Genomic DNA, 17729 nt, shown 5'->3' on the forward strand with positions numbered 1-17729 from the left:
ACACCTCCCCCGCTAGGGGGAGGATTTGATCGCCGCCTCGAGCCGATCGGCCATCATCCGCTGATCCGCCGCCGACGGGTGCCAGTCGCACGCCCCAAGGTCCATGCCGGTGATCCGCACGGCCTTTGCGCCGGTGCGATCGGCGACCTCGGCGACATCCTCGGCGAAGCTGTCGCCGGCGATCAGGAACACGCGCGCCTTCGGCCGGCTGGCCTTCAGGTCCTGAATGAAGGCCACATAGCGGTCGCGATAGTCCTTGCGCAGCGCGGCTTCATCCTTCCACGGCTCGCCGAGGTTCAGCGGCGTGGAAAAGTCGTTGGTGCCCAGGCCGATCACCAGCAGATCGGGACTCCAGGCGTCCGTCGCGTCCACGCGCGGCTGCTCCTGGCCGGGGATCAGGCGCGGAAACAGCGCCGGCAGCGGCAGACCCCGCGCGCCGCCGTTGTAGTTACGAACCACGCCCCGGCCGGAGAAGGCCTGGATGCGATAGTCGGCGTCCAGCCGGCGGGCCAGGATCGGTCCGAACGCCAGGCTGGTGTCGGTCAGGTCATGGATCTGTTGCCCGGTGCAACTGCGGCTCGTCGAGCGCGAGCCGTAGCCCACCGTGTGGGAGTCGCCGATGAACTCGATCTTGCGCGGCCGCGCGGGGGCCGGCAGCGCCTTGCCACCCTCGCCGACGAAGAAGCCCTGGAAACGCGACGATCCCGACTGGCTCTCGGTCAGCTTGTCCAGCCGCACGACGTGTTCGCCCGGCCCCAGGCGGTCCAGCTTCAGGCGGGTCTGGCCTGACTTGGTCAGCTCGGCCTTGCGCACGCCGTCGATGCTGACCGCGAGGTGCTCGCCGCCGGTGTCGACGACGATCTCGACCGAGGGGCCGGTGAATCGGCCCTCGAAATAGACCCCCGGCCAGCCAAAGTCATAGGCGCCGTTCGGGGCGGGCGCGACGCGGCCGCCGATGTTGAGCGACAGCGCTGTCTGAGAAGCCGCCGGCGTAGACATCGCCAGGGCTGCGGCAAGGGGTAGCAGAAGACGCATGACGGCTTGATGCCACGCTCCATGACGATGTTCCAGCCTCGATCTCGGAGGCTGCCATCCCCGCCGAACTTGGCTATGCAGTCACCATGCGCGCCGAGATCGAACCCTTCCACGCCATCGCCATCAGCCGTCTGGCCCACCAGTTGAAGATGGCGGGCCGCTCGATCATCCATATGGAGTTCGGCCAGCCCTCGACCGGCGCGCCGAGCAAGGCGCTGGCCAAGGCGCATGAGATTCTCGACCAGGAAGCCATGGGCTACTGGGAGAGCCCGCTGCTGCGCGAGAAGATCGCTCAGCGCTATCAGGCGCTCTACGGCGTCACCGTCGAGCCTGAACGGATCATCCTGACCTGCGGCGCCTCGCCCGCGCTGGTGCTGGCGCTGTCGAGCGTGTTCAAGCCCGGCGACCGCATCGCCCTGGCCCGCCCCGGCTATGTCGCCTATCGCAACACGCTGAAGGCTCTGCATCTGGAGCCGGTGGAGATCCCCTGCGGGCCGGAAGACCGGTTCCAGCTGACGGCAAAGCATCTGGCCGATCTCGATCCCGCCCCCGCCGGTGTCATCGTCGCCAGCCCGGCTAATCCGACCGGCACGATCATCGAACCCGCCGAACTGGAGGCGATCGCCAAGGTCTGCCGCGGGCGCGGCATCCGGATCATCAGCGACGAGATCTATCACGGCCTTAGCTACACCGGCCGCACGCCCTCGATGCTGGAGTTCGCGCCGGATGCGCTGATCGTCAACAGCTTCTCCAAGTACTTCAGCATGGCCGGCTGGCGGCTGGGATGGCTGCTGACGCCGCCGGGCGAGGACCTGGAGCGGGCCCGCGCCTATGTCGGCAACCTGTTCCTGACCGCGCCCTCCCTGGCCCAGCACGCGGGCCTGGCGGCCATGGACTGCATCGACGAGCTGGAAGGCCACATCGCCGTCTATCGCGCCAACCGCCAACTGATGCTGGACGCCCTGCCGGCCCTGGGCCTCAAGGAAATCGCCCCGCCCGACGGCGCCTTCTATATCTGGGCCAATATCGCCCACCTGACCGACGACTCGCTGGCCTTCTGCGAGGACCTGCTGCGCGAGACGGGCGTGGCCACCGCGCCCGGCGTCGATTTCGACCCGGTCGAGGGCAAGCGCTTCATCCGCTTCAGCTTCGCGGTCTCGACGCCGGAGGTCGAAGAGGCCCTGCGGCGGATCACGCCGTGGTTCGAGGCGCGAACGGCGAGCGCGAAATAGAAAATCCTCCCCCCAGCGGGGGAGGTGTCGGCTCGAAGAGACGACGGAGGGGGAAGTCCTGCTGACCTTGCCCCTTCCCCCTCCGGTCCTTCGGACCGCCTCCCCCGCGAGGGGGAGGATTTGTAGAACCCCTACTTCTTCGCCAGATAGTCCAGCGCCATGAACGCGTGGGCCTTCACGCCGGTCTCGAACACGGCCTCGTCGACGTCGAAATAGGGCGAGTGGTTGACCGGAACGGTCTCGGCCGGGACGCCGGGCTTGCGGCCGCCCAGCTGGATGAACACGCCCGGCACCTTCTCGGCGTACATCGAGAAGTCCTCGGCGCCGGTGACCAGGGCGGCGTTGTCGTCGACCTTGCCGGGCGAAGCCTTTTCCAGGGTCCCTTTCACCCACTTGCTCAGGGCCGGGTCATTGTAGGTGACCGGATAGGGCTGGGTGAACGCCACCTCGGCCTTGGCGCCGTAGCGGTCGCCGATGGCGGTCACCGACTTCTGCATGCGGGCGATCAGGTCCTCGCGGCGGGCCTTGGAGAAGGTCCGCATGGTCCCTTCCATCTTCAGGTCCTCGGGGATGATGTTCTGGCGGAAGCCCATATTGATCGTGGCGATGGTCAGCACCGACGGCGAGACGCCGACATCGACCTGGCGGGCGGCGATCTGGTTGGTGGCCTGGATGATGTCGGCGGCGACGCTGGCCATGTCGATCCCGGCCCAGGGGCGGGCGCCGTGGGTCTGGCGGCCCTTGACGGTGATCGTGATGCGGTCCGACGAGGCGTAGAAGCCTTCGGGACGATAGTTCAGCTCGTGCGGATCGCCGGGGCCGATATGGATCCCGAACACCGCATCGACCTTGGGATTGTCCAGCGCGCCGTCGCGGATCATCAGCTTGGCGCCGCCCTCCTCGCCGGCCGGCGGACCCTCCTCGGCGGGTTGGAAGAGGAAGACCACCGTGCCCGGAATGTCCTTCTTCATGCCGGCCAGCACCGTGGCCGCGCCCAGCAGCATGGCCACGTGGGTGTCGTGACCGCAGGCGTGCATCACCGGCACCGTGCGGCCTTCCCAGGTGGCCTTGACCTTGGAAGCGAACGGCAGGCCGGTCTTTTCCTCGACCGGCAGGGCGTCCATGTCGGCGCGCAGGGCCACGACCTTGCCGGGCTTGCCGCCCTTGAGAACGCCCACCACGCCGGTCTTGCCCACGTTCTCGCGCACTTCGATGCCCAGGGCCTTCAGTTCCTTGGCGATCAGGGCGGCGGTGCGGACCTCCTGGTTGCCCAGCTCGGGGTTCTGGTGGATGTCGCGCCGCCAGGCGACGACCTTGGGCTGGACCGCCTTGGCGGCCGCCTCGACCTTGGCGGCGGACGACGCAGCCATCGCCGGCGCGCTCATCGCCAAGCCGGCGACCAGCGCCAGCGTCGAAACCCGTCCGATCATCACAACCCCTCCAACAAAAGCGGCGCGAGATTGGGACGCGTCGCCATGAGGGGTCAAGCCGCAAGCGGCCTTGACGCCACGTCGCTCTATGCAGACGCGCGGATGGGACTACCTTGAGCCTATGAGCCTGCCGCCCATCGACGCGAAATTCGACACGATCCATGACGGCGCGACGCGCGAGACCGGCGTGGCGCTCAAGCCCCGGCATGCGGCCACCCTGATCATCGTCCGCACCGACGGTCCCCAGCCTCGCCTCCTGATGGGCCGTCGCAACCGCGGCCACGCCTTCATGCCCGACAAGTGGGTGTTCCCCGGCGGACGCGTGGACCGCACCGATTACGACGCCCCCAGCGCCAGCGAGCTCGACGGTGAGGTCGCCACGCGCCTGGAGCTGGAGCCGCGTCATCCCAAGCCCGCGCGCCTGGCCCGCGCCCTGGCGCTGGCGGCGGTGCGCGAGACCTTCGAGGAGACGGGCCTCTTGCTGGCCAAGCCTGCGCCGGAGCGACCGGGAGCGGGTCCCTGGCGGCCGTTCTTGGCTCAAGGCGCCCTGCCCGACTTGGCGCCGCTCAGCTTCGTGGCCCGCGCCATCACCCCGCCCTATCGCCCCCGCCGCTTCGACGCCCGCTTCTTCATGGCCTCGGCCGAGTCCTTGCTGTCGCTGGACCGCCGTCCCGACTGCGGCGAGCTGGACGAGATCGCCTGGGTCGATTTCCAGGAAGCCATGGCGCTGGATCTGCCCAACATCACCCGCTTCGTGGTGCATGAGATCGGCCAGCGGCTGGCGGAGGCTGGACGTCCGGCTCCGTTCATGCGCTTCCTGAACGGCAAGCGCCATCTGACCCATCTCTAGCGGCACGGGCGCTGATCGGGAGGTTCAGTATGATCGCCGCCCTCATGGCTCTGAGCGTCGTCGCCGCGCCCGCCGACATCGACAAGCTGGCCTTCATCGGCGGCTGCTGGACGCTGGTTCGCCCCAACGGCACGAAGATCGAGGAACAGTGGCTGGCCCCGGCCGGCGGCGCGATGGTCGGCATGAGCCGCAGCGTGCGCGACGGCAAGCTGCGCCAGTTCGAGTTCATGCGCATCGTTCCCGGCGAGGACGGGACGCTGCGCTACGTGGTGATTCCGTCCGGCCAGGCCGAGACGGCGTTCGCCTTAAAGGACCTCGCCGCCGACGCCGTCACTTTCGAGAACCCCAAGAACGACTTCCCCCAGCGGATTCTCTACCGACTGGCCGACAGGAACACGCTGGTGGCCCGGATCGAGGGTTCGGTGAACGGCCAGGAGCGCTCGGCGGACTTTCCTTACAAGCGGTGCCCTGCCGGCAATTGACTTTGAGCCGCCGATGAGTATGTTCCGCGCCTCTCATTTCCAACGCGCGGGAACCTGCGCGACCACCGCAGGGATTCGACCATGGCCAAACCGGCTTCCATCAAGATCCGCCTGAACTCGACGGCGGACACCGGCTTCTTCTACGTCACCAAGAAGAACGCCCGCACCAAGACCGAAAAGATGGTGCTGAAGAAGTACGACCCGGTCATCCGCAAGCACGTCGAATTCCGCGAAGGCAAGATCAAGTAAGATCGCCTTTCAGCGCTACGACATCGAAACGCCCGGCTAGCGATAGCCGGGCGTTTTCTTTTGGGCCGCCCTACGGGCTCTCGCCGAACCAGAACCAGCGGAAGAAGGCGAAACCGCCCCAGATCACGGTGACCGTAAGAACCACCGGGCCGACGCAGAGCGCGACGAACGCGGCCAGCACGGCCGCTGTCGACAGACCGCCGGACGGATCGCCTTCAAGGCGTGCGCCCAACCAGAACAACGCCACGCAGGCCACCAAGGCCAGCGCCAACCAGCCGGCCGAAAAAGGCCGCCGTCTCGCGCGAAGCCTCCCCCTCATCGAACCCTCCCGCATAGGATGCATGCGAGAGGTTGCGCCCCTTGCGTGTGCGCGAGCTTAAAAAGTCGCCCTAACCGCCGTTAGCAACGCTGGCCATAAACCAGCGGCCGGCACTTGCCGTCGATGTCGGCGGGCGGCTTGACGCCGGTGACGGCGGCGATCGTCGGAGCGATGTCCACCGTATCCAGCGGCAGCACGCGCTCGTGCGGGGTCGCCCCCTTCCACCAGAACAGGATCGGCACGCGGCGGTCATAGTCCCAGGGGCTGCCGTGGGTCGACACATAGGTCGGTCCGGCGGTCGCGGGCACGCGATCGGGACGGAAAGCCACGACGATGTCGCCCACCCGACCCGGATAGACGCTGCGGCGCAGGCGCTCGGCCAGTGACAGTTCCTCAGGCGAGGCGTCGGCGGGCGCGGGCGGCAGGGTGAGCAGGGCGTTTGAGTCAAAGGCGCCCGCCACAGCCGGATCGCTGATGATCAGCGGCAGGGCGGCGGCGGTGATGCGCGCGCGGTCGATGTCGGACGTCGCCTTGCCGTCAGGGCCGACGACATAGATCTGATCAAGCCCGCCTTCAGCGTTCAGCGGATCCCAGGACAGGCCCAACTGGGCGCGGACCTGGGCGTTCAGCTTGGCGATCCAGGGCTTGCCGATCACGCGCTCATAGTCATAGCCCTCGCCATGCAGCCGCTCGGCCATGTCGGCGCCGCCGTGGTCGGCGCTCAGCGCCACCAGCACGCCGCCCTTCACCTTCTCCAGGCCCTTGAGGAAGACGCCGAGGCGCTCGTCCAGGCGGGCGATCTGGTCGCACATCTCCGGGCCGCGCGTACCATAGCGGTGGCCGATATAGTCGGTGGCCGACAGGCTGATCGTCAGGACATCGACCTGCGGGCCGTCGCCCAGGCCGTAGGCCTCGCGCAGGGCGGTCGCCAGCTCCAGAGTCACCTGATCGGTATACGGGCTGGCGGCGAGATCGCGGCGCTTGTCCGCCTCGGTGGTCGCCGCCGGGATCGGCAGAGCCGCGCGCCACTTGCGGCCGCCGGTCTCATAGTCGGCCTCCAGGGCCTTGCAGCGCTTGGCCGAGCCGCCGCCGGTCACCGCGTCCAAAGGGCTCTTGGCGTAGTTCCAGACGAACGGCTGCTTCTTCAGATCCGCCGCCAGCTTGGCGTTGAACGCCGCAACCGGCTTCAGACGCGCCTCGGCGGTCTGGCCCGGGCGGACATAGGTCGTGAAGCCAAAGCCCAGCTGGTACCAGAACTGGCCGTCGGCGGCGTGGCCCGACATGGTGATCGCGCCGCGATCCTTGCCCGAGACGCCGAACACGCGGCTGTTGGGCGAGACGGCCTTCAGCCAGTCGCCATAGGTCGTGGCCACCATGTTGGCCGGCGAAACCGCCCGGCCCTTGGGGTCATCGGCCAGGGTGACGCTGGGATCGGCCAGGCAATAGACGGTCTTGCCCGTTGCCTTGTCGTACCAGTCGTTGGCGCTGATGCCGGTCTTGTTGGGATGCTTGCCCGTCAGCAGGGTCGAGTGACCAGGGCAGGTCTCGGTGAAGGCGTGCGACTGGTAGCCGTTCGGATAGACGATCCCGGCGCTCAGCTGTTTCAGCCCACCGGTAAACTCAGGCCGATGCTGAGCATAGAGATTGGCGCTGAACTGGTCGATCGAGATGACGACCACCAGCTTGGGCGCGGGCTTGGTCGCAGTCGACTGGGCCTGGGCCGCGAAGCCGACGGAGACGGCGGCGGCGATCACGCCGCAAGTAAGCATCTTCTTCATGGCCAGCGATGTCGCGCGAAGCCGCCTTTCGCGCAAGAACGGAAGCGTTTCACCGATGCAATATGGGCTGGGCGCCCGCTGCTCAGGCGGCCTTGCCGACCACCGCGTTCCGACCCGAGGCCTTGGCCTGATAGACGCCTTCGTCAGCGCGCTTGAGCAGGGCTTCGGGCGTGTCGCCCTCACCCGCCGTGGCCGAGACGCCGATCGAGATGGTGACGTTCAGCATTTCGCGGCCATGGGCGACCGTGAAGGGCGAGCCGGCGACATGCATCCGGATCCGCTCGGCGATGCGCAGGGCGTCGGCCAGGGCGGTGTCAGGCATGATCACCACGAACTCTTCCCCGCCATAGCGGCAGGGCAGATCGATCGCCCGCACGTTCGAGGCCAGTCGCAAGGCGAACTCGCGCAGCACCTCGTCGCCGATATCGTGACCGAAGGTGTCGTTGATTTTCTTGAAGAAATCGATGTCGATCAGCAGGGCCGAGACCGGATCGCCGCCCAGTGTCGCGCGCTTGACCAGCGAGTCGAGCTGACCGGTCATGTAGCGGCGATTGTGCAGGCCGGTCAGCTGGTCGGTGACGGCCAGCTCCAGCGAGTGATCCAGGTTGTTGCGCAGATAGTCGGTGTAGCGCTTGCGCTGGATCTGCGTCTTGACGCGCGCGGACAGTTCCTGCGGGTCGATCGGGCGCGACAGGATGTCGTTCACGCCGATCTCCAGCGCCTTGACCATGCGGCCCCGATCATCGGGATCGACCATGGCCAGCACGGGCAACTGGCGGGTGCGCTCCTCGGACCGCAGCGCGGCGGTGAAGCGCAGACCATCGAAGTTCTTGGCCGCAGCGTTGACGATGACCAGATCGACCGGACCGCCGGCGCTGATCTTGGCCTTCTCCGGATCGCTCTCGATCACCGGGCGATGCTCGACGCCCAGTTCGGCGGCGACGCGTTGAGCCTGGCGTTCGTTGTCGTCGACGATCAGCACCCGACCGCCCAGACCGTCCAGACGGGCGGCGGCGCCGGCGATCACGCCCATGCGGCGGCCCGAGGCCTCGCGCTGGCGCAACTCGTCGATCACCAGCTTGAAACGGGTCAGGCTGCGCACCCGGGCGAACAGCATGACGTCGTCGATCGGTTTGGTCAGGAAGTCCGAAGCGCCGGACTCCAGACCCTGGATGCGGTCGCTGCGACCATCGAGCGCGGTGATCAGCACCACCGGGATGTGACGCGTGGCCGGATCTTCCTTGAGCTTGCGGCAGACGGTGAAGCCGTCCATGCCGGGCATCATGACGTCCAGCAGAATGATGTCGGGAAGGTCGCGCACGGCCATGGCCAGGGCCGTCGGCCCGTCCATGGCGGTGGAAACTTCGTAGTACTCGGCCGTCAACTTGGCCTCGAGCAGGCGGACATTGGCCTCGATGTCGTCGACGACGAGGATCCGGGCGCTCATGCAGGCTGCCTTTCCAGCAGACGCTTGATGGTGTCGAGGAAGTGCACGACCGAGATCGGCTTGGAGATATAGGCCTCGCAACCGCCCTCGCGGATGCGCTCCTCATCGCCCTTCATGGCGAAGGCGGTCACCGCCACCACAGGAATGTGGGCCAGGTCGTCGTCTTCCTTCAGCCACTTGGTGACCTCCAGACCCGAGATTTCGGGCAGCTGGATGTCCATCAGAATCAGGTCTGGCTTGTTTTCACGGGCGATGGACAACGCCGACAGACCCTCGCGGGTCTGCAGGGTCTCGTAACCCTGGGCTTCGAGCAGATCATGAAAGAGCTTCATGTTCAGCTCGTTATCCTCCACGATGAGGACCTTCTTCGTCATCCTTACCCCGACCATGCGGTCACGTGGCGACGCCTAGGGATTAGCGCCGTCTTCCAGAACCTGATCGCACGGATATCCTTAAGCCCGCGCTAATCGCGTTCAGCCCTAACGATCCGAGCTCATGGAACCGCGTTACTCCGACCTTCAGGCCTGCGTCATCTCACCCACCGCGCCTTTGGTCATCGTCGACGTCGACGAGGTCCTGGCGCAGTTCATGCGCGGGTTTGGCGCCTTCGTCGCCCGTCACGGCTTCGAGCTGCGCGTCGATCGCTTCGCCCTGTTCCAGAACATCTACCGGCCAGGGGAAAGCCAGCACCTGGACATGATCGCGGGCAAGGCCCTGTTCGACGACTTCTTCCGCGACGGGGCGGATGATCTGGACCCCGCGCACGGGGCGGCCGACGCCCTGGCCGACCTGTCGACCCGCGCCGAGGTGGTGATCCTGACCAACGCGCCCGAACACGGCCGCCTGGCGCGGGCCCGCTGGTTGAAGACCCACGGCCTGGACTATCCCCTGATCATCAACAGCGGACCCAAGGGCCCGCCCGCCGCTGATCTGGCGGCGCGCACGTCGGGTCCGGTCGTCTTCATCGACGACCTTTTGCCGCAGCTCGAATCGGTGGCGGAAAGAGCGCCCCGGATCGGACGCTTCCAGATGGTCAGCGACGAGCGCCTGCGCCCGTTCGCGCCGTCCGCGCCCGATCGTCATGCCCGTATCGATGAATGGCCGACCCTGAAGGTCGCCATCGAGGAGCGCCTTTTCCCATGATCCGTTTCGGCGTCGACTTTGGTGGCACCAAGATCGAGGTCGCGGCGCTGAACGCGGCCGGCGACTTTGTGGCGCGCGTGCGCAAGCCTAATCCCGGCAATTACGATGAAGCGCTCGAGGTCGTGGCCGCGCTGGTCGCGGACGCAGAGTCGATGGCCGGCGGCAGCTGCGCGCGGTTGGGCCTGGGCATTCCGGGTTCGATCTCGCCCCGCACCGGCCTGATCCGCAACGCCAACAGCACCTATCTCAACGGCCGTCCGTTCGGCGAGGACCTGGAGACGCGCCTGGCGCGTCCGGTGCGGATCGCCAACGACGCCAACTGCCTGGCGCTGTCCGAGGCCGCCGACGGTGCGGGCGCGGGCGCCTCCGTCGTCTTCGCCGCCATCGTCGGCACCGGCTGCGGCGGCGGGGTCGTGGTCGACGGCAAGATCATCAACGGCCACAACGGGATCGGCGGCGAGTGGGGTCACGCCCCCTGCCCTGGCCCAAGCCCGAGGAGTATCCGGGTCCCGCCTGCTGGTGCGGCCGCAAGGGCTGCCTGGAGACCTGGATCGCCGGCCCCGCCTTCGCCCGCGACGCTGGCTTCGCTACCGGGCAGGCGGCGATGCAGGCGATCGGCGAAGGCGACGTGAAGGCCAGCGCGGCGCTGGATCGCTATGTCGACCGCCTGGCCCGCTCGCTAGCCGTGGTCTGCGACCTGATCGACCCGGATGTCATCGTTCTGGGCGGCGGCATGTCGAACGTCGACGCCCTCTACGAACGCCTGCCCGCCGCCATCGCGCCGCACGTGTTCTCCGACATCTTCGAGACCCCGGTGCGCAAGGCCGTGCACGGCGACAGTTCGGGCGTGCGCGGCGCTGTCTGGCTCTGGCCGCCGGAGGCCTAGCCGCCACCATGAAGTCCCTGTGCCGCGACTGCGGGTGGACCGGCGCGACCAAGGTCGCGCGGTGTCCCGCCTGCGCCTCGCCGCGCACAGTGTTCCATGAAGAGCTGGGGACGCTCTCCATCGCCCACATGGACTGCGACGCCTTCTACGCCTCGGTGGAGAAGCGTGACGACCCGTCCCTGCGCGACCTGCCGGTGATCATCGGCGGCGGCAAGCGCGGGGTCGTGACCACGGCCTGCTACATCGCGAGGATGAGCGGCGCGAAATCGGCCATGCCGATGTTCAAGGCGCTGAAGCTGTGCCCCGACGCCGTGGTCATCAAGCCCAACTTCGCCAAGTACAAGGAAGATAGCCGGCGCATCCACGAGAAGCTCGACAGGCTCACCCCGCTGATCCAGCCGCTGAGCCTGGATGAGGCGTGGATCGACCTGACGGGCACCGAGCGCCTGCATGGCGCAACCCCCGCCCAGATGCTGGCCAGACTGCAGGCCGAGATCGAGCGCGACATCGGCCTGACGGTCTCGGTGGGTCTGGCCCCGAACAAGTTCCTGGCCAAGATCGCCTCGGAACTGGACAAGCCGCGCGGCTTTTCGGCCATCGGCGCGGCGGAGGCGCAGAGCTTTCTCGCCAACAAGCCAGTCAACATCCTGCCGGGCGTGGGACCGGCCACCGTCGCCTCGCTGGCCGAGATCGGCCTGCGCACCGTCGGCGACATCGCCGCCGCCGACCTGAAGCTCTTGGCCAATCGCCTGGGCTCGGGCGGGATGCGGCTGCATCGTCTGGCCCACGGCCAGGACAGCCGCATTGTCGACCCCGACCAGGCCCGCAAGACGATCAGCGCCGAGACCACCTTCAACGATGACCTGCACAAGCGCGAGGACCTGGAGGACGAACTCTGGCCCCTCTGCGAAAAGGTCGCCAAGCAGGCCCGCCAGGAAGGCGTCGCCGGCCGCGTGGCGACGCTGAAGCTGCGCACCCCCGACTTCAAGATCCATACCCGCCGCCGCACCCTGGCGGTGCCGACCCAGACAGCCCGCACCCTGTTCCAGGTCGCCCGCGAGCTCCTGGCCGCCGAGCCGCGCGGCCTTGCCTACCGCCTGATCGGCGCGGGCCTGACCGAGTTCGTCGACGCCGACACCGCCGGCGCTGACATGTTCGCCGACGAAGAGCGCCGGGCCCTCAAGAGCGAAACCGCCATCGACGCCCTGCGCGGCAAGTTCGGCGCCGCTGCAGTGGTCACCGGCCGGGCGCTCAAGGGGCGTTGACGTCCAGCCTTGCGCGAGGCGACCTTGAGCCCCATCTCGACGCTTCACCCTTGGAACCGTTCGCGCGCGGCCTTCGCTCTCCCAAACGTGAAGCCGAAAACCGAGGCGCCCCTGTGCTAAAGCGGCGCAGCGGTGCTTCGGGCTCTTCCAAAGCCGCCGCGTTTCCATATCTAATTCAGGCAGGCGGGTGATTTGCCCGCCGGGAGAGAACAAGTCGATGGCCGAGCGGAAGCAAGGCGGACAAGGCAACGGCGTTGGGTCGTCGGTCGTCACGGAAGTGAAGCCGAAGACGCAGAAGCCTTCGCTCTATCGAGTTCTGATTCTCAACGACGACTACACACCGATGGAGTTCGTCGTCTACGTGCTCGAGCGGTTCTTTAACAAGTCGCGTGAAGACGCTACTCGCATCATGCTGCACGTTCACCAGAACGGTGTCGGTGTCTGCGGTGTCTACACTTACGAAGTCGCAGAAACCAAGGTCGCCCAAGTCATCGACTCGGCGCGACGCCATCAGCACCCCCTGCAGTGCACCATGGAAAAGGACTGAGGAGCCTCCCCCGTTGCCCTCTTTTTCGCGCCCCCTGGAAGAGTCCCTGCACCGCGCCGTCGCGTACGCCAACCAGCGTAAGCATGAGTACGCGACGCTGGAGCACCTTCTGCTTTCCCTGACCGACGACGATGACGCCGCCGGTGTCATGCGTGCGTGCGACGTCGATCTCGCCGCGCTGAAGAAGAGCCTTTCGAACTATCTCGACGTCGAACTGACCTCGCTGGTGGTCGACGACGAGGAGGACGCCAAGCCGACCGCCGGCTTCCAGCGCGTGATCCAGCGCGCGGTGATCCACGTCCAGTCGTCCGGGCGCGAGGAAGTCACCGGCGCCAATGTGCTGGTCGCCATCTTCTCGGAACGCGAAAGCCACGCCGCCTACTTCCTGCAGGAGCAGGACATGACGCGGTATGACGCGGTGAACTTCATCGCCCACGGCATCGCCAAGAAGGCCGGGGCCTCCGAGCCCAAGAGCGTCAAGGGCGCCAGCACGGGCTCCAACGCCACCGAGGAGGACGGCGACAAGTCGACCACCAAGACCGGCGGCGAGGCGCTGGAGGCCTACTGCGTCGACCTCAATGAGAAGGCCCGCCAGGGCAAGGTCGACCCTCTGATCGGCCGCGCCAACGAGGTCGAGCGCGCGATCCAGATCCTGTGCCGCCGCACCAAGAACAACCCCCTGCTGGTGGGCGATCCGGGCGTCGGCAAGACCGCCATCGCCGAGGGCCTGGCGCGCAAGATCGTCACCCATCAGGTCCCCGAGGTCCTGGAGGGCGCCACCATCTACTCGCTCGACATGGGCGCGCTGCTGGCCGGCACCCGCTATCGCGGCGACTTTGAGGAACGCCTCAAGCAGGTGGTCAAGGAGCTGGAGAACCACCCCAACGCGGTGCTCTTCATCGACGAGATCCACACCGTGATCGGTGCCGGCGCCACCAGCGGCGGGGCTATGGACGCCAGCAATCTGCTCAAGCCGGCCCTGGCCTCGGGCACGCTGCGCTGCATGGGCTCGACCACCTACAAGGAGTTCCGTCAGCACTTCGAGAAGGATCGGGCCCTGGTCCGTCGCTTCCAGAAGATCGACGTCAACGAGCCGACGGTGGAAGACACCATCAAGATCCTCAAGGGTCTGAAGACCTATTACGAGGACTTCCACAAGCTGAAGTACACGGCCGACGCCCTGAAGGTCGCCGTCGAGCTGTCGGCCAAGTACATCACCGACCGCAAGCTGCCCGACAAGGCGATCGACGTGATCGACGAGGCCGGAGCTTCGCAGATGCTGCTGCCGGAAAGCCGCCGCAAGAAGACCATCGGCGTCAAGGAGATCGAAAGCGTCGTCGCCAAGATCGCCCGCATTCCGCCGAAATCGGTCAGCAAGTCCGACACCGAGGCGCTGAAGGAGCTGGAAAGCGACCTCAAGCGCGCCGTGTTCGGTCAGGACGAGGCCCTGAGCCAACTGGCCGCCGCCATGAAGCTGGCGCGCGCCGGCCTGCGTGAGCCGAACAAGCCGATCGGCTCGTATCTGTTCAGCGGTCCGACGGGTGTCGGCAAGACCGAAGCCGCCAAGCAGCTGGCCCAGACGCTCGGCATCGAGATGCTGCGCTTCGACATGTCGGAGTACATGGAGCGCCATACCGTGAGCCGCCTGATCGGCGCCCCTCCCGGCTATGTCGGCTTCGACCAGGGCGGTCAGCTGACCGACGCGGTCGACCAGCACCCGCACGCCGTGGTCCTGCTCGATGAAATCGAGAAGGCGCACGGGGATGTCTACAACATCCTGCTGCAGGTGATGGACAACGGCACCCTGACCGACAGCAACGGCAAGAAGGTCGATTTCCGCAACGTGGTGCTGATCATGACCACCAATGCGGGGGCCTCGGACGCCCAGCGCAACTCGATCGGCTTTGGCCGCAGCAAGGTCGAAGGCGAGGAAGAGGCCGCCCTCAAGCGCCTGTTCACGCCGGAGTTCCGCAACCGCCTGGACGCCGTCGTGGCCTTCAAGCCGCTGAGCGCCGACATCATCCGTCAGGTTGTGCAGAAGTTCGTCATGCAGCTGGAGGCCCAACTGGCCGACCGCAACATTACGATCGAACTGTCCGACGACGCCGCCGACTGGCTGGCCAAGAACGGCTTCGACGAGCTCTACGGCGCGCGTCCGCTGGCCCGGGTCATCCAGGAGCACATCAAGAAGCCCCTGGCCGACGACATCCTGTTCGGACGCCTGGTGCGCGGCGGCCACGTCAAGGTCGTGCTCAAGGACAGCAAGATCGACTTCGAGATCGACTCCTCGACCGCGCCCAAGGCCGGCAAGGCCGACGAGACCGAACCGGCGCTTGCCGAGTAGGCAGAGCCCTCAAGCGAAAGGCCCGGAGCGATCCGGGCCTTTTGGTTTCCACCTCGCCACGAAATTGTGGACGAAACCAGAACAAACGGCTAACGTGTGCCCATGACCGCTACCGGCTTCGACACGCTCAGCGCCTCCAAAAGGCTTCGCGAAGCCGGCATGGAACAGCCCTTGGCGGAAGCCATTGTCGAACTGGTGCAGCAGACGACCATGCTTCCTGACATCAGCGAACTTGCGACGAAGAGCGAACTCACCGCAACGCGCGCCGATCTCCAGACAACCAAGGTCGAGCTGAAAGCCGACCTCAAGAACGAGATTGCTCTGGTCAGAGCCGACATGGCCTTGATGGAGAGCCGTCTGCGCGTGGATCTCAGCGAAAAGATCCGCCTTCAGGGCTGGGCGATCCTGGGCGGCGTAGCCGTTCTGATGACCATCTCCACCGCCCTCATCAAGCTGATCCCCTAAAGCGCCGCGCTGATCTTGTCCGCCAGGGCCTTCAGCTCGCCGACATCGGCCATGCCGCCTTCGCCGTGACGGCCCAGCGCTTCGCCCTCGTAGCGGGGGATGACGTGGAAGTGCAGGTGAAAGATCGTCTGCCCCGCCGGCGCGCCGTTGAACTGGGTGACGACCACACCGTCGGGCTTGAGCGCCGTCACCGTCGCCTTGGCCAGTCTCTGGGTCGCGGCGATCAGGTCGGCCAGCACGTCGGGCTCGACCTCGAGAAGGTTACGCGCCTGGCTGACCTTGGAGATCACCAGGGCGTGGCCGCGCGACTGCGGGAAGACGTCCATGAAGGCCAGGACCTTGTCGTCCTCGAACACCTTCACGCTGGGGATCTCGCCCCGGATGATCTTGGCGAAGATGTTGCCCGTGTCGTAGCGTCCGTCGAGGCTCATGACCGTCTCCCTGTGACGCACGGTCGTAGCAAACGCGAAGGGGCGCGCAAACCATGGACACGAGCCTCAAGGCCTGACTGAGCCGCAGCAGAACAGTCGTAAGTGTCGAGCGAAGCTACGCGTGTCATCCCGGCCGGAGCGGAGCGGAGCGCCGGGACCCAGGGGGGGACCAAACGCGGCGCTCTTGCAACCCCTGGGTCCCGGGTCGGCTTCGCCGCCCGGGATGACACGGGTTATGGGGATTGGCGGGCGTGAACGCTCGGAATTGGCGGCGCCGAAGTCAACGAAATCAATGCCTTCTCACTTCTACGCCCAAACTTATCCTCTGCGTTGAAACCGCCCCCATACTGAACTCATCCCCGCCGCGGGGGAGGGCGTTTGGATCCGGCCCAACGGTCTGCTTGCAGACCGGTCTCTCGCAAGGAGTCACGGCGGCGGGGCTAGGTTGAGCGGGGCCGCGTGGTCTCGAAGCGGTTTCGACCGGGGTCTGTTCGTTGGATAGATCCGGGATCTCGGAAGAGGCCGCAGAGAGGCGAGCGCGGAGCGACAGGGCGGTGATCGTATAAGCCGCCTATCGTGGATCGTCGGGCTGGACACGGATGTAGCCGCTCCAGTTGATCCGCGCCCGTCCGGGGGCTCCTGGGGTCCCGAGCTGAAAGACGCTCACGCCCCCCATCCTCACGGGCAAGAACAACCTGGCGGAGCGGAAGCGCGAGCCGAAACACAAAACACCCTCACGGTACTCCGGGTTCGCCCGGCCGCTCCGTCGCCTCCCCAACACCTTCAGCGGTCACGCCGCGTGAAGCGGCGGACGCGCGCCCCAAAATCCTCCCCCAAGCGGGGGAGGGGTCGGCTCGAAGAGACGACGGAGGGGGAAGAGGCCGGTTCAGCAGGACTTCCCCCTCCGTCCGCTGCGCGGACACCTCCCCCGCTGGGGGGAGGATTGTTCAGCGCCCCTTCCCCATCGCGGGGAAGGATTCCCCCCGCCCCTCCCTTGACTTCCGTAGCGAAAGAAAACGAACACTGTCGCCATGACGCTCTACACCGACCTCGTGGCCGCCATCGCGCCGACTGAAACCGGCTATTCCGCCCACGTCTCCGACGACTGGAAGCAAGGCCGCACCACCTATGGCGGCTTGAGCGGCGCCCTGTGCGTCGAGGCCGCCTTGCGGGCCTTTCCCGAGGCCCCTCCCCTGCGCTCGGCGCAGTTCGCGTTCGTCGGCCCGGCCGCCGGCGAGTTGGCGATTTCGGTGCGGCCCCTGCGGCAGGGCAAGTCGACGCTGTTCGTCGCCGTCGACCTGATCGGCGAGCAGGGTGTGGCCACCCACGGCGTGCTGACCTTCGGCGCGGCGCGAGCCTCGGCCTTGTCCTACGAGGAAGTGCTCTGCCCGCCGGTGGCCCCGGCCAACGCCTGCGAGCTGTTCTTCCCCGAAAACCGCCAGGGCGCGCCGCACTTCTCCGCCCAGTTCGAGGTGCGCAAGGCCGGCGGCACGCGCCCCCTGGCCGGGGGTGAGCCGGAATATCTGCTGTGGATCCGCCACCGCGATCCGGCCGCGACCTCGATCTCGGCCCTGGTGGCGTTGGCCGACATGCCCCCGCCCCCGGCCATGGCGCTGTTCCCGCAGTTCGGGCCGATCTCGACCATGACCTGGTCGCTGGACATCGTCGGATTGCCCGAGGCGGACGACGACGGCTGGCGGCTGCTGCGCACCCGCGCCGAGACCATCGGCGACGGCTACTCGACCCAGGAAATGCACCTCTGGGACGCCAAGGGCCGCCCGCTGGTCCTGGCGCGACAGAATGTGGCGATCTTCGTCTGATCAGGG

General features: G+C 66.9%; 19 protein-coding genes and 1 pseudogene. 12 read left to right on the top strand and 8 right to left on the bottom strand.

The genetic code is table 11. The features are described 5' to 3' along the window. Nucleotides 1–12: 12 nt before the first annotated feature. Nucleotides 13–1035 carry an SGNH/GDSL hydrolase family protein gene (locus tag OVA11_RS15695; RefSeq protein WP_268068211.1) on the bottom strand — a complete coding sequence of 341 codons (1023 nt, stop codon included), beginning with the start codon at nt 1033–1035 and terminating at the stop codon, nt 13–15. 86 nt (nt 1036–1121) lie between these two features. On the opposite strand from OVA11_RS15695, the gene OVA11_RS15700 reads away from it, so the two are divergent. Next, nucleotides 1122–2267 (top strand): pyridoxal phosphate-dependent aminotransferase, encoded by a 1146-nt coding sequence (locus OVA11_RS15700; RefSeq protein ID WP_268068212.1) that lies wholly within the window; start codon nt 1122–1124, stop codon nt 2265–2267. Nucleotides 2268–2398: 131 nt separating this feature from the next. On the opposite strand, the gene OVA11_RS15705 is transcribed toward OVA11_RS15700, so the two are convergent. Continuing rightward, nucleotides 2399–3697 (bottom strand): M20 family metallopeptidase, encoded by a 1299-nt coding sequence (locus tag OVA11_RS15705; protein ID WP_268068213.1) that lies wholly within the window; start codon nt 3695–3697, stop codon nt 2399–2401. A 121-nt stretch (nt 3698–3818) separates the two neighbouring features. Here OVA11_RS15705 and OVA11_RS15710 point away from each other — a divergent pair, with 121 nt between their 5' ends. The 3 genes from OVA11_RS15710 to rpmG all read left to right on the top strand — a co-directional run bounded on the left by OVA11_RS15710 (nt 3819) and on the right by rpmG (nt 5278). Then, nucleotides 3819–4547, top strand: coding sequence for an NUDIX hydrolase (locus OVA11_RS15710; protein ID WP_268068215.1), 729 nt, complete (start codon nt 3819–3821; stop codon nt 4545–4547). A gap of 29 nt (nt 4548–4576) precedes the next feature. Continuing rightward, the gene (locus OVA11_RS15715) at nt 4577–5029 is read left to right on the top strand and encodes a DUF6265 family protein (protein WP_268068216.1); all 453 of its coding nucleotides are present in this window, start codon (nt 4577–4579) and stop codon (nt 5027–5029) included. 81 nt (nt 5030–5110) lie between these two features. Beyond that, complete coding sequence (rpmG, locus tag OVA11_RS15720) at nt 5111–5278, top strand: 50S ribosomal protein L33 (RefSeq protein ID WP_010920317.1); 168 nt, start codon at nt 5111–5113, stop codon at nt 5276–5278. Nucleotides 5279–5348: 70 nt separating this feature from the next. Here rpmG and OVA11_RS15725 read toward each other — a convergent pair whose 3' ends face one another. From OVA11_RS15725 to divK, 4 genes are all read right to left on the bottom strand, one after another. Continuing rightward, complete coding sequence (locus OVA11_RS15725) at nt 5349–5621, bottom strand: hypothetical protein (RefSeq protein ID WP_268068217.1); 273 nt, start codon at nt 5619–5621, stop codon at nt 5349–5351. 56 nt (nt 5622–5677) lie between these two features. Next, on the bottom strand, nt 5678–7351 hold the full coding sequence (phoY, locus tag OVA11_RS15730; protein WP_268068996.1) for an alkaline phosphatase PhoY: 1674 nt from the start codon (nt 7349–7351) through the stop codon (nt 5678–5680). Between the two features lie 106 nt (nt 7352–7457). Continuing rightward, nucleotides 7458–8822 (bottom strand): PleD family two-component system response regulator, encoded by a 1365-nt coding sequence (locus OVA11_RS15735; RefSeq protein WP_268068218.1) that lies wholly within the window; start codon nt 8820–8822, stop codon nt 7458–7460. Then, nucleotides 8819–9196 carry a cell-cycle response regulator DivK gene (divK, locus tag OVA11_RS15740; protein ID WP_096051803.1) on the bottom strand — a complete coding sequence of 126 codons (378 nt, stop codon included), beginning with the start codon at nt 9194–9196 and terminating at the stop codon, nt 8819–8821. Before divK ends, OVA11_RS15735 begins: the two co-directional genes overlap by 4 nt. A gap of 121 nt (nt 9197–9317) precedes the next feature. On the opposite strand from divK, the gene OVA11_RS15745 reads away from it, so the two are divergent. From OVA11_RS15745 to OVA11_RS15775, 7 genes and pseudogenes are all read left to right on the top strand, one after another. Continuing rightward, entirely contained in the window at nt 9318–9965 is a 648-nt protein-coding gene (locus OVA11_RS15745) for a hypothetical protein (protein ID WP_268068219.1), read from the top strand. Then, nucleotides 9962–10851, top strand: a pseudogene (locus OVA11_RS15750) (ROK family protein). Before OVA11_RS15745 ends, OVA11_RS15750 begins: the two are co-directional and overlap by 4 nt. 8 nt (nt 10852–10859) lie before the next feature. Further along, on the top strand, nt 10860–12116 hold the full coding sequence (locus OVA11_RS15755) for a DNA polymerase IV (RefSeq protein WP_268068220.1): 1257 nt from the start codon (nt 10860–10862) through the stop codon (nt 12114–12116). Further along, nucleotides 12113–12307: a hypothetical protein gene (locus OVA11_RS15760; protein WP_268068221.1), complete on the top strand. Its 195-nt coding sequence runs from the start codon at nt 12113–12115 to the stop codon at nt 12305–12307. The genes OVA11_RS15755 and OVA11_RS15760 overlap by 4 nt, the downstream gene beginning before the upstream one ends. A 26-nt stretch (nt 12308–12333) precedes the next feature. Continuing rightward, on the top strand, nt 12334–12663 hold the full coding sequence (gene clpS / locus OVA11_RS15765; protein ID WP_012640501.1) for an ATP-dependent Clp protease adapter ClpS: 330 nt from the start codon (nt 12334–12336) through the stop codon (nt 12661–12663). 13 nt (nt 12664–12676) lie between these two features. Beyond that, entirely contained in the window at nt 12677–15007 is a 2331-nt protein-coding gene (gene clpA, locus OVA11_RS15770) for an ATP-dependent Clp protease ATP-binding subunit ClpA (protein WP_268068222.1), read from the top strand. 102 nt (nt 15008–15109) lie between these two features. Continuing rightward, a complete protein-coding gene (locus tag OVA11_RS15775; protein WP_268068223.1) occupies nt 15110–15472 on the top strand; it encodes a hypothetical protein in 363 nt (120 codons plus the stop codon). On the opposite strand, the gene OVA11_RS15780 is transcribed toward OVA11_RS15775, so the two are convergent. Both OVA11_RS15780 and OVA11_RS15785 read right to left on the bottom strand, forming a co-directional pair. After that, nucleotides 15469–15903 carry an HIT family protein gene (locus tag OVA11_RS15780; protein WP_268068224.1) on the bottom strand — a complete coding sequence of 145 codons (435 nt, stop codon included), beginning with the start codon at nt 15901–15903 and terminating at the stop codon, nt 15469–15471. The two genes, OVA11_RS15775 and OVA11_RS15780, sit on opposite strands and share 4 nt — an antisense overlap. Before the next feature lie 233 nt (nt 15904–16136). After that, a complete protein-coding gene (locus tag OVA11_RS15785) occupies nt 16137–16196 on the bottom strand; it encodes a hypothetical protein (RefSeq protein WP_268068998.1) in 60 nt (19 codons plus the stop codon). A 738-nt stretch (nt 16197–16934) separates the two neighbouring features. Between OVA11_RS15785 and OVA11_RS15790 the strand changes: the two genes are divergently transcribed. After that, the gene (locus OVA11_RS15790) at nt 16935–17723 is read left to right on the top strand and encodes a thioesterase family protein (protein ID WP_268068225.1); all 789 of its coding nucleotides are present in this window, start codon (nt 16935–16937) and stop codon (nt 17721–17723) included. The last annotated feature ends 6 nt before the right edge of the window (nt 17724–17729 follow it).

The sequence above is a fragment of the Caulobacter sp. SL161 genome (assembly GCF_026672375.1).
Classification (GTDB): domain Bacteria; phylum Pseudomonadota; class Alphaproteobacteria; order Caulobacterales; family Caulobacteraceae; genus Caulobacter.

Excerpts from the sequence above, each read along its gene's own strand:
- OVA11_RS15695 (WP_268068211.1), bottom strand. The coding sequence starts at position 1,035 with ATGCGTCTTCTGCTACCCCTTGCCGCAGCCCTGGCGATGTCTACGCCG.
- OVA11_RS15700 (WP_268068212.1), top strand. The coding sequence starts at position 1,122 with ATGCGCGCCGAGATCGAACCCTTCCACGCCATCGCCATCAGCCGTCTG.
- OVA11_RS15705 (WP_268068213.1), bottom strand. The coding sequence starts at position 3,697 with ATGATCGGACGGGTTTCGACGCTGGCGCTGGTCGCCGGCTTGGCGATG.
- OVA11_RS15710 (WP_268068215.1), top strand. The coding sequence starts at position 3,819 with ATGAGCCTGCCGCCCATCGACGCGAAATTCGACACGATCCATGACGGC.
- OVA11_RS15715 (WP_268068216.1), top strand. The coding sequence starts at position 4,577 with ATGATCGCCGCCCTCATGGCTCTGAGCGTCGTCGCCGCGCCCGCCGAC.
- rpmG (WP_010920317.1), top strand. The coding sequence starts at position 5,111 with ATGGCCAAACCGGCTTCCATCAAGATCCGCCTGAACTCGACGGCGGAC.
- OVA11_RS15725 (WP_268068217.1), bottom strand. The coding sequence starts at position 5,621 with ATGCATCCTATGCGGGAGGGTTCGATGAGGGGGAGGCTTCGCGCGAGA.
- OVA11_RS15735 (WP_268068218.1), bottom strand. The coding sequence starts at position 8,822 with ATGAGCGCCCGGATCCTCGTCGTCGACGACATCGAGGCCAATGTCCGC.
- divK (WP_096051803.1), bottom strand. The coding sequence starts at position 9,196 with ATGACGAAGAAGGTCCTCATCGTGGAGGATAACGAGCTGAACATGAAG.
- OVA11_RS15745 (WP_268068219.1), top strand. The coding sequence starts at position 9,318 with ATGGAACCGCGTTACTCCGACCTTCAGGCCTGCGTCATCTCACCCACC.
- OVA11_RS15755 (WP_268068220.1), top strand. The coding sequence starts at position 10,860 with ATGAAGTCCCTGTGCCGCGACTGCGGGTGGACCGGCGCGACCAAGGTC.
- clpS (WP_012640501.1), top strand. The coding sequence starts at position 12,334 with ATGGCCGAGCGGAAGCAAGGCGGACAAGGCAACGGCGTTGGGTCGTCG.
- OVA11_RS15775 (WP_268068223.1), top strand. The coding sequence starts at position 15,110 with ATGACCGCTACCGGCTTCGACACGCTCAGCGCCTCCAAAAGGCTTCGC.
- OVA11_RS15780 (WP_268068224.1), bottom strand. The coding sequence starts at position 15,903 with ATGAGCCTCGACGGACGCTACGACACGGGCAACATCTTCGCCAAGATC.
- OVA11_RS15790 (WP_268068225.1), top strand. The coding sequence starts at position 16,935 with ATGACGCTCTACACCGACCTCGTGGCCGCCATCGCGCCGACTGAAACC.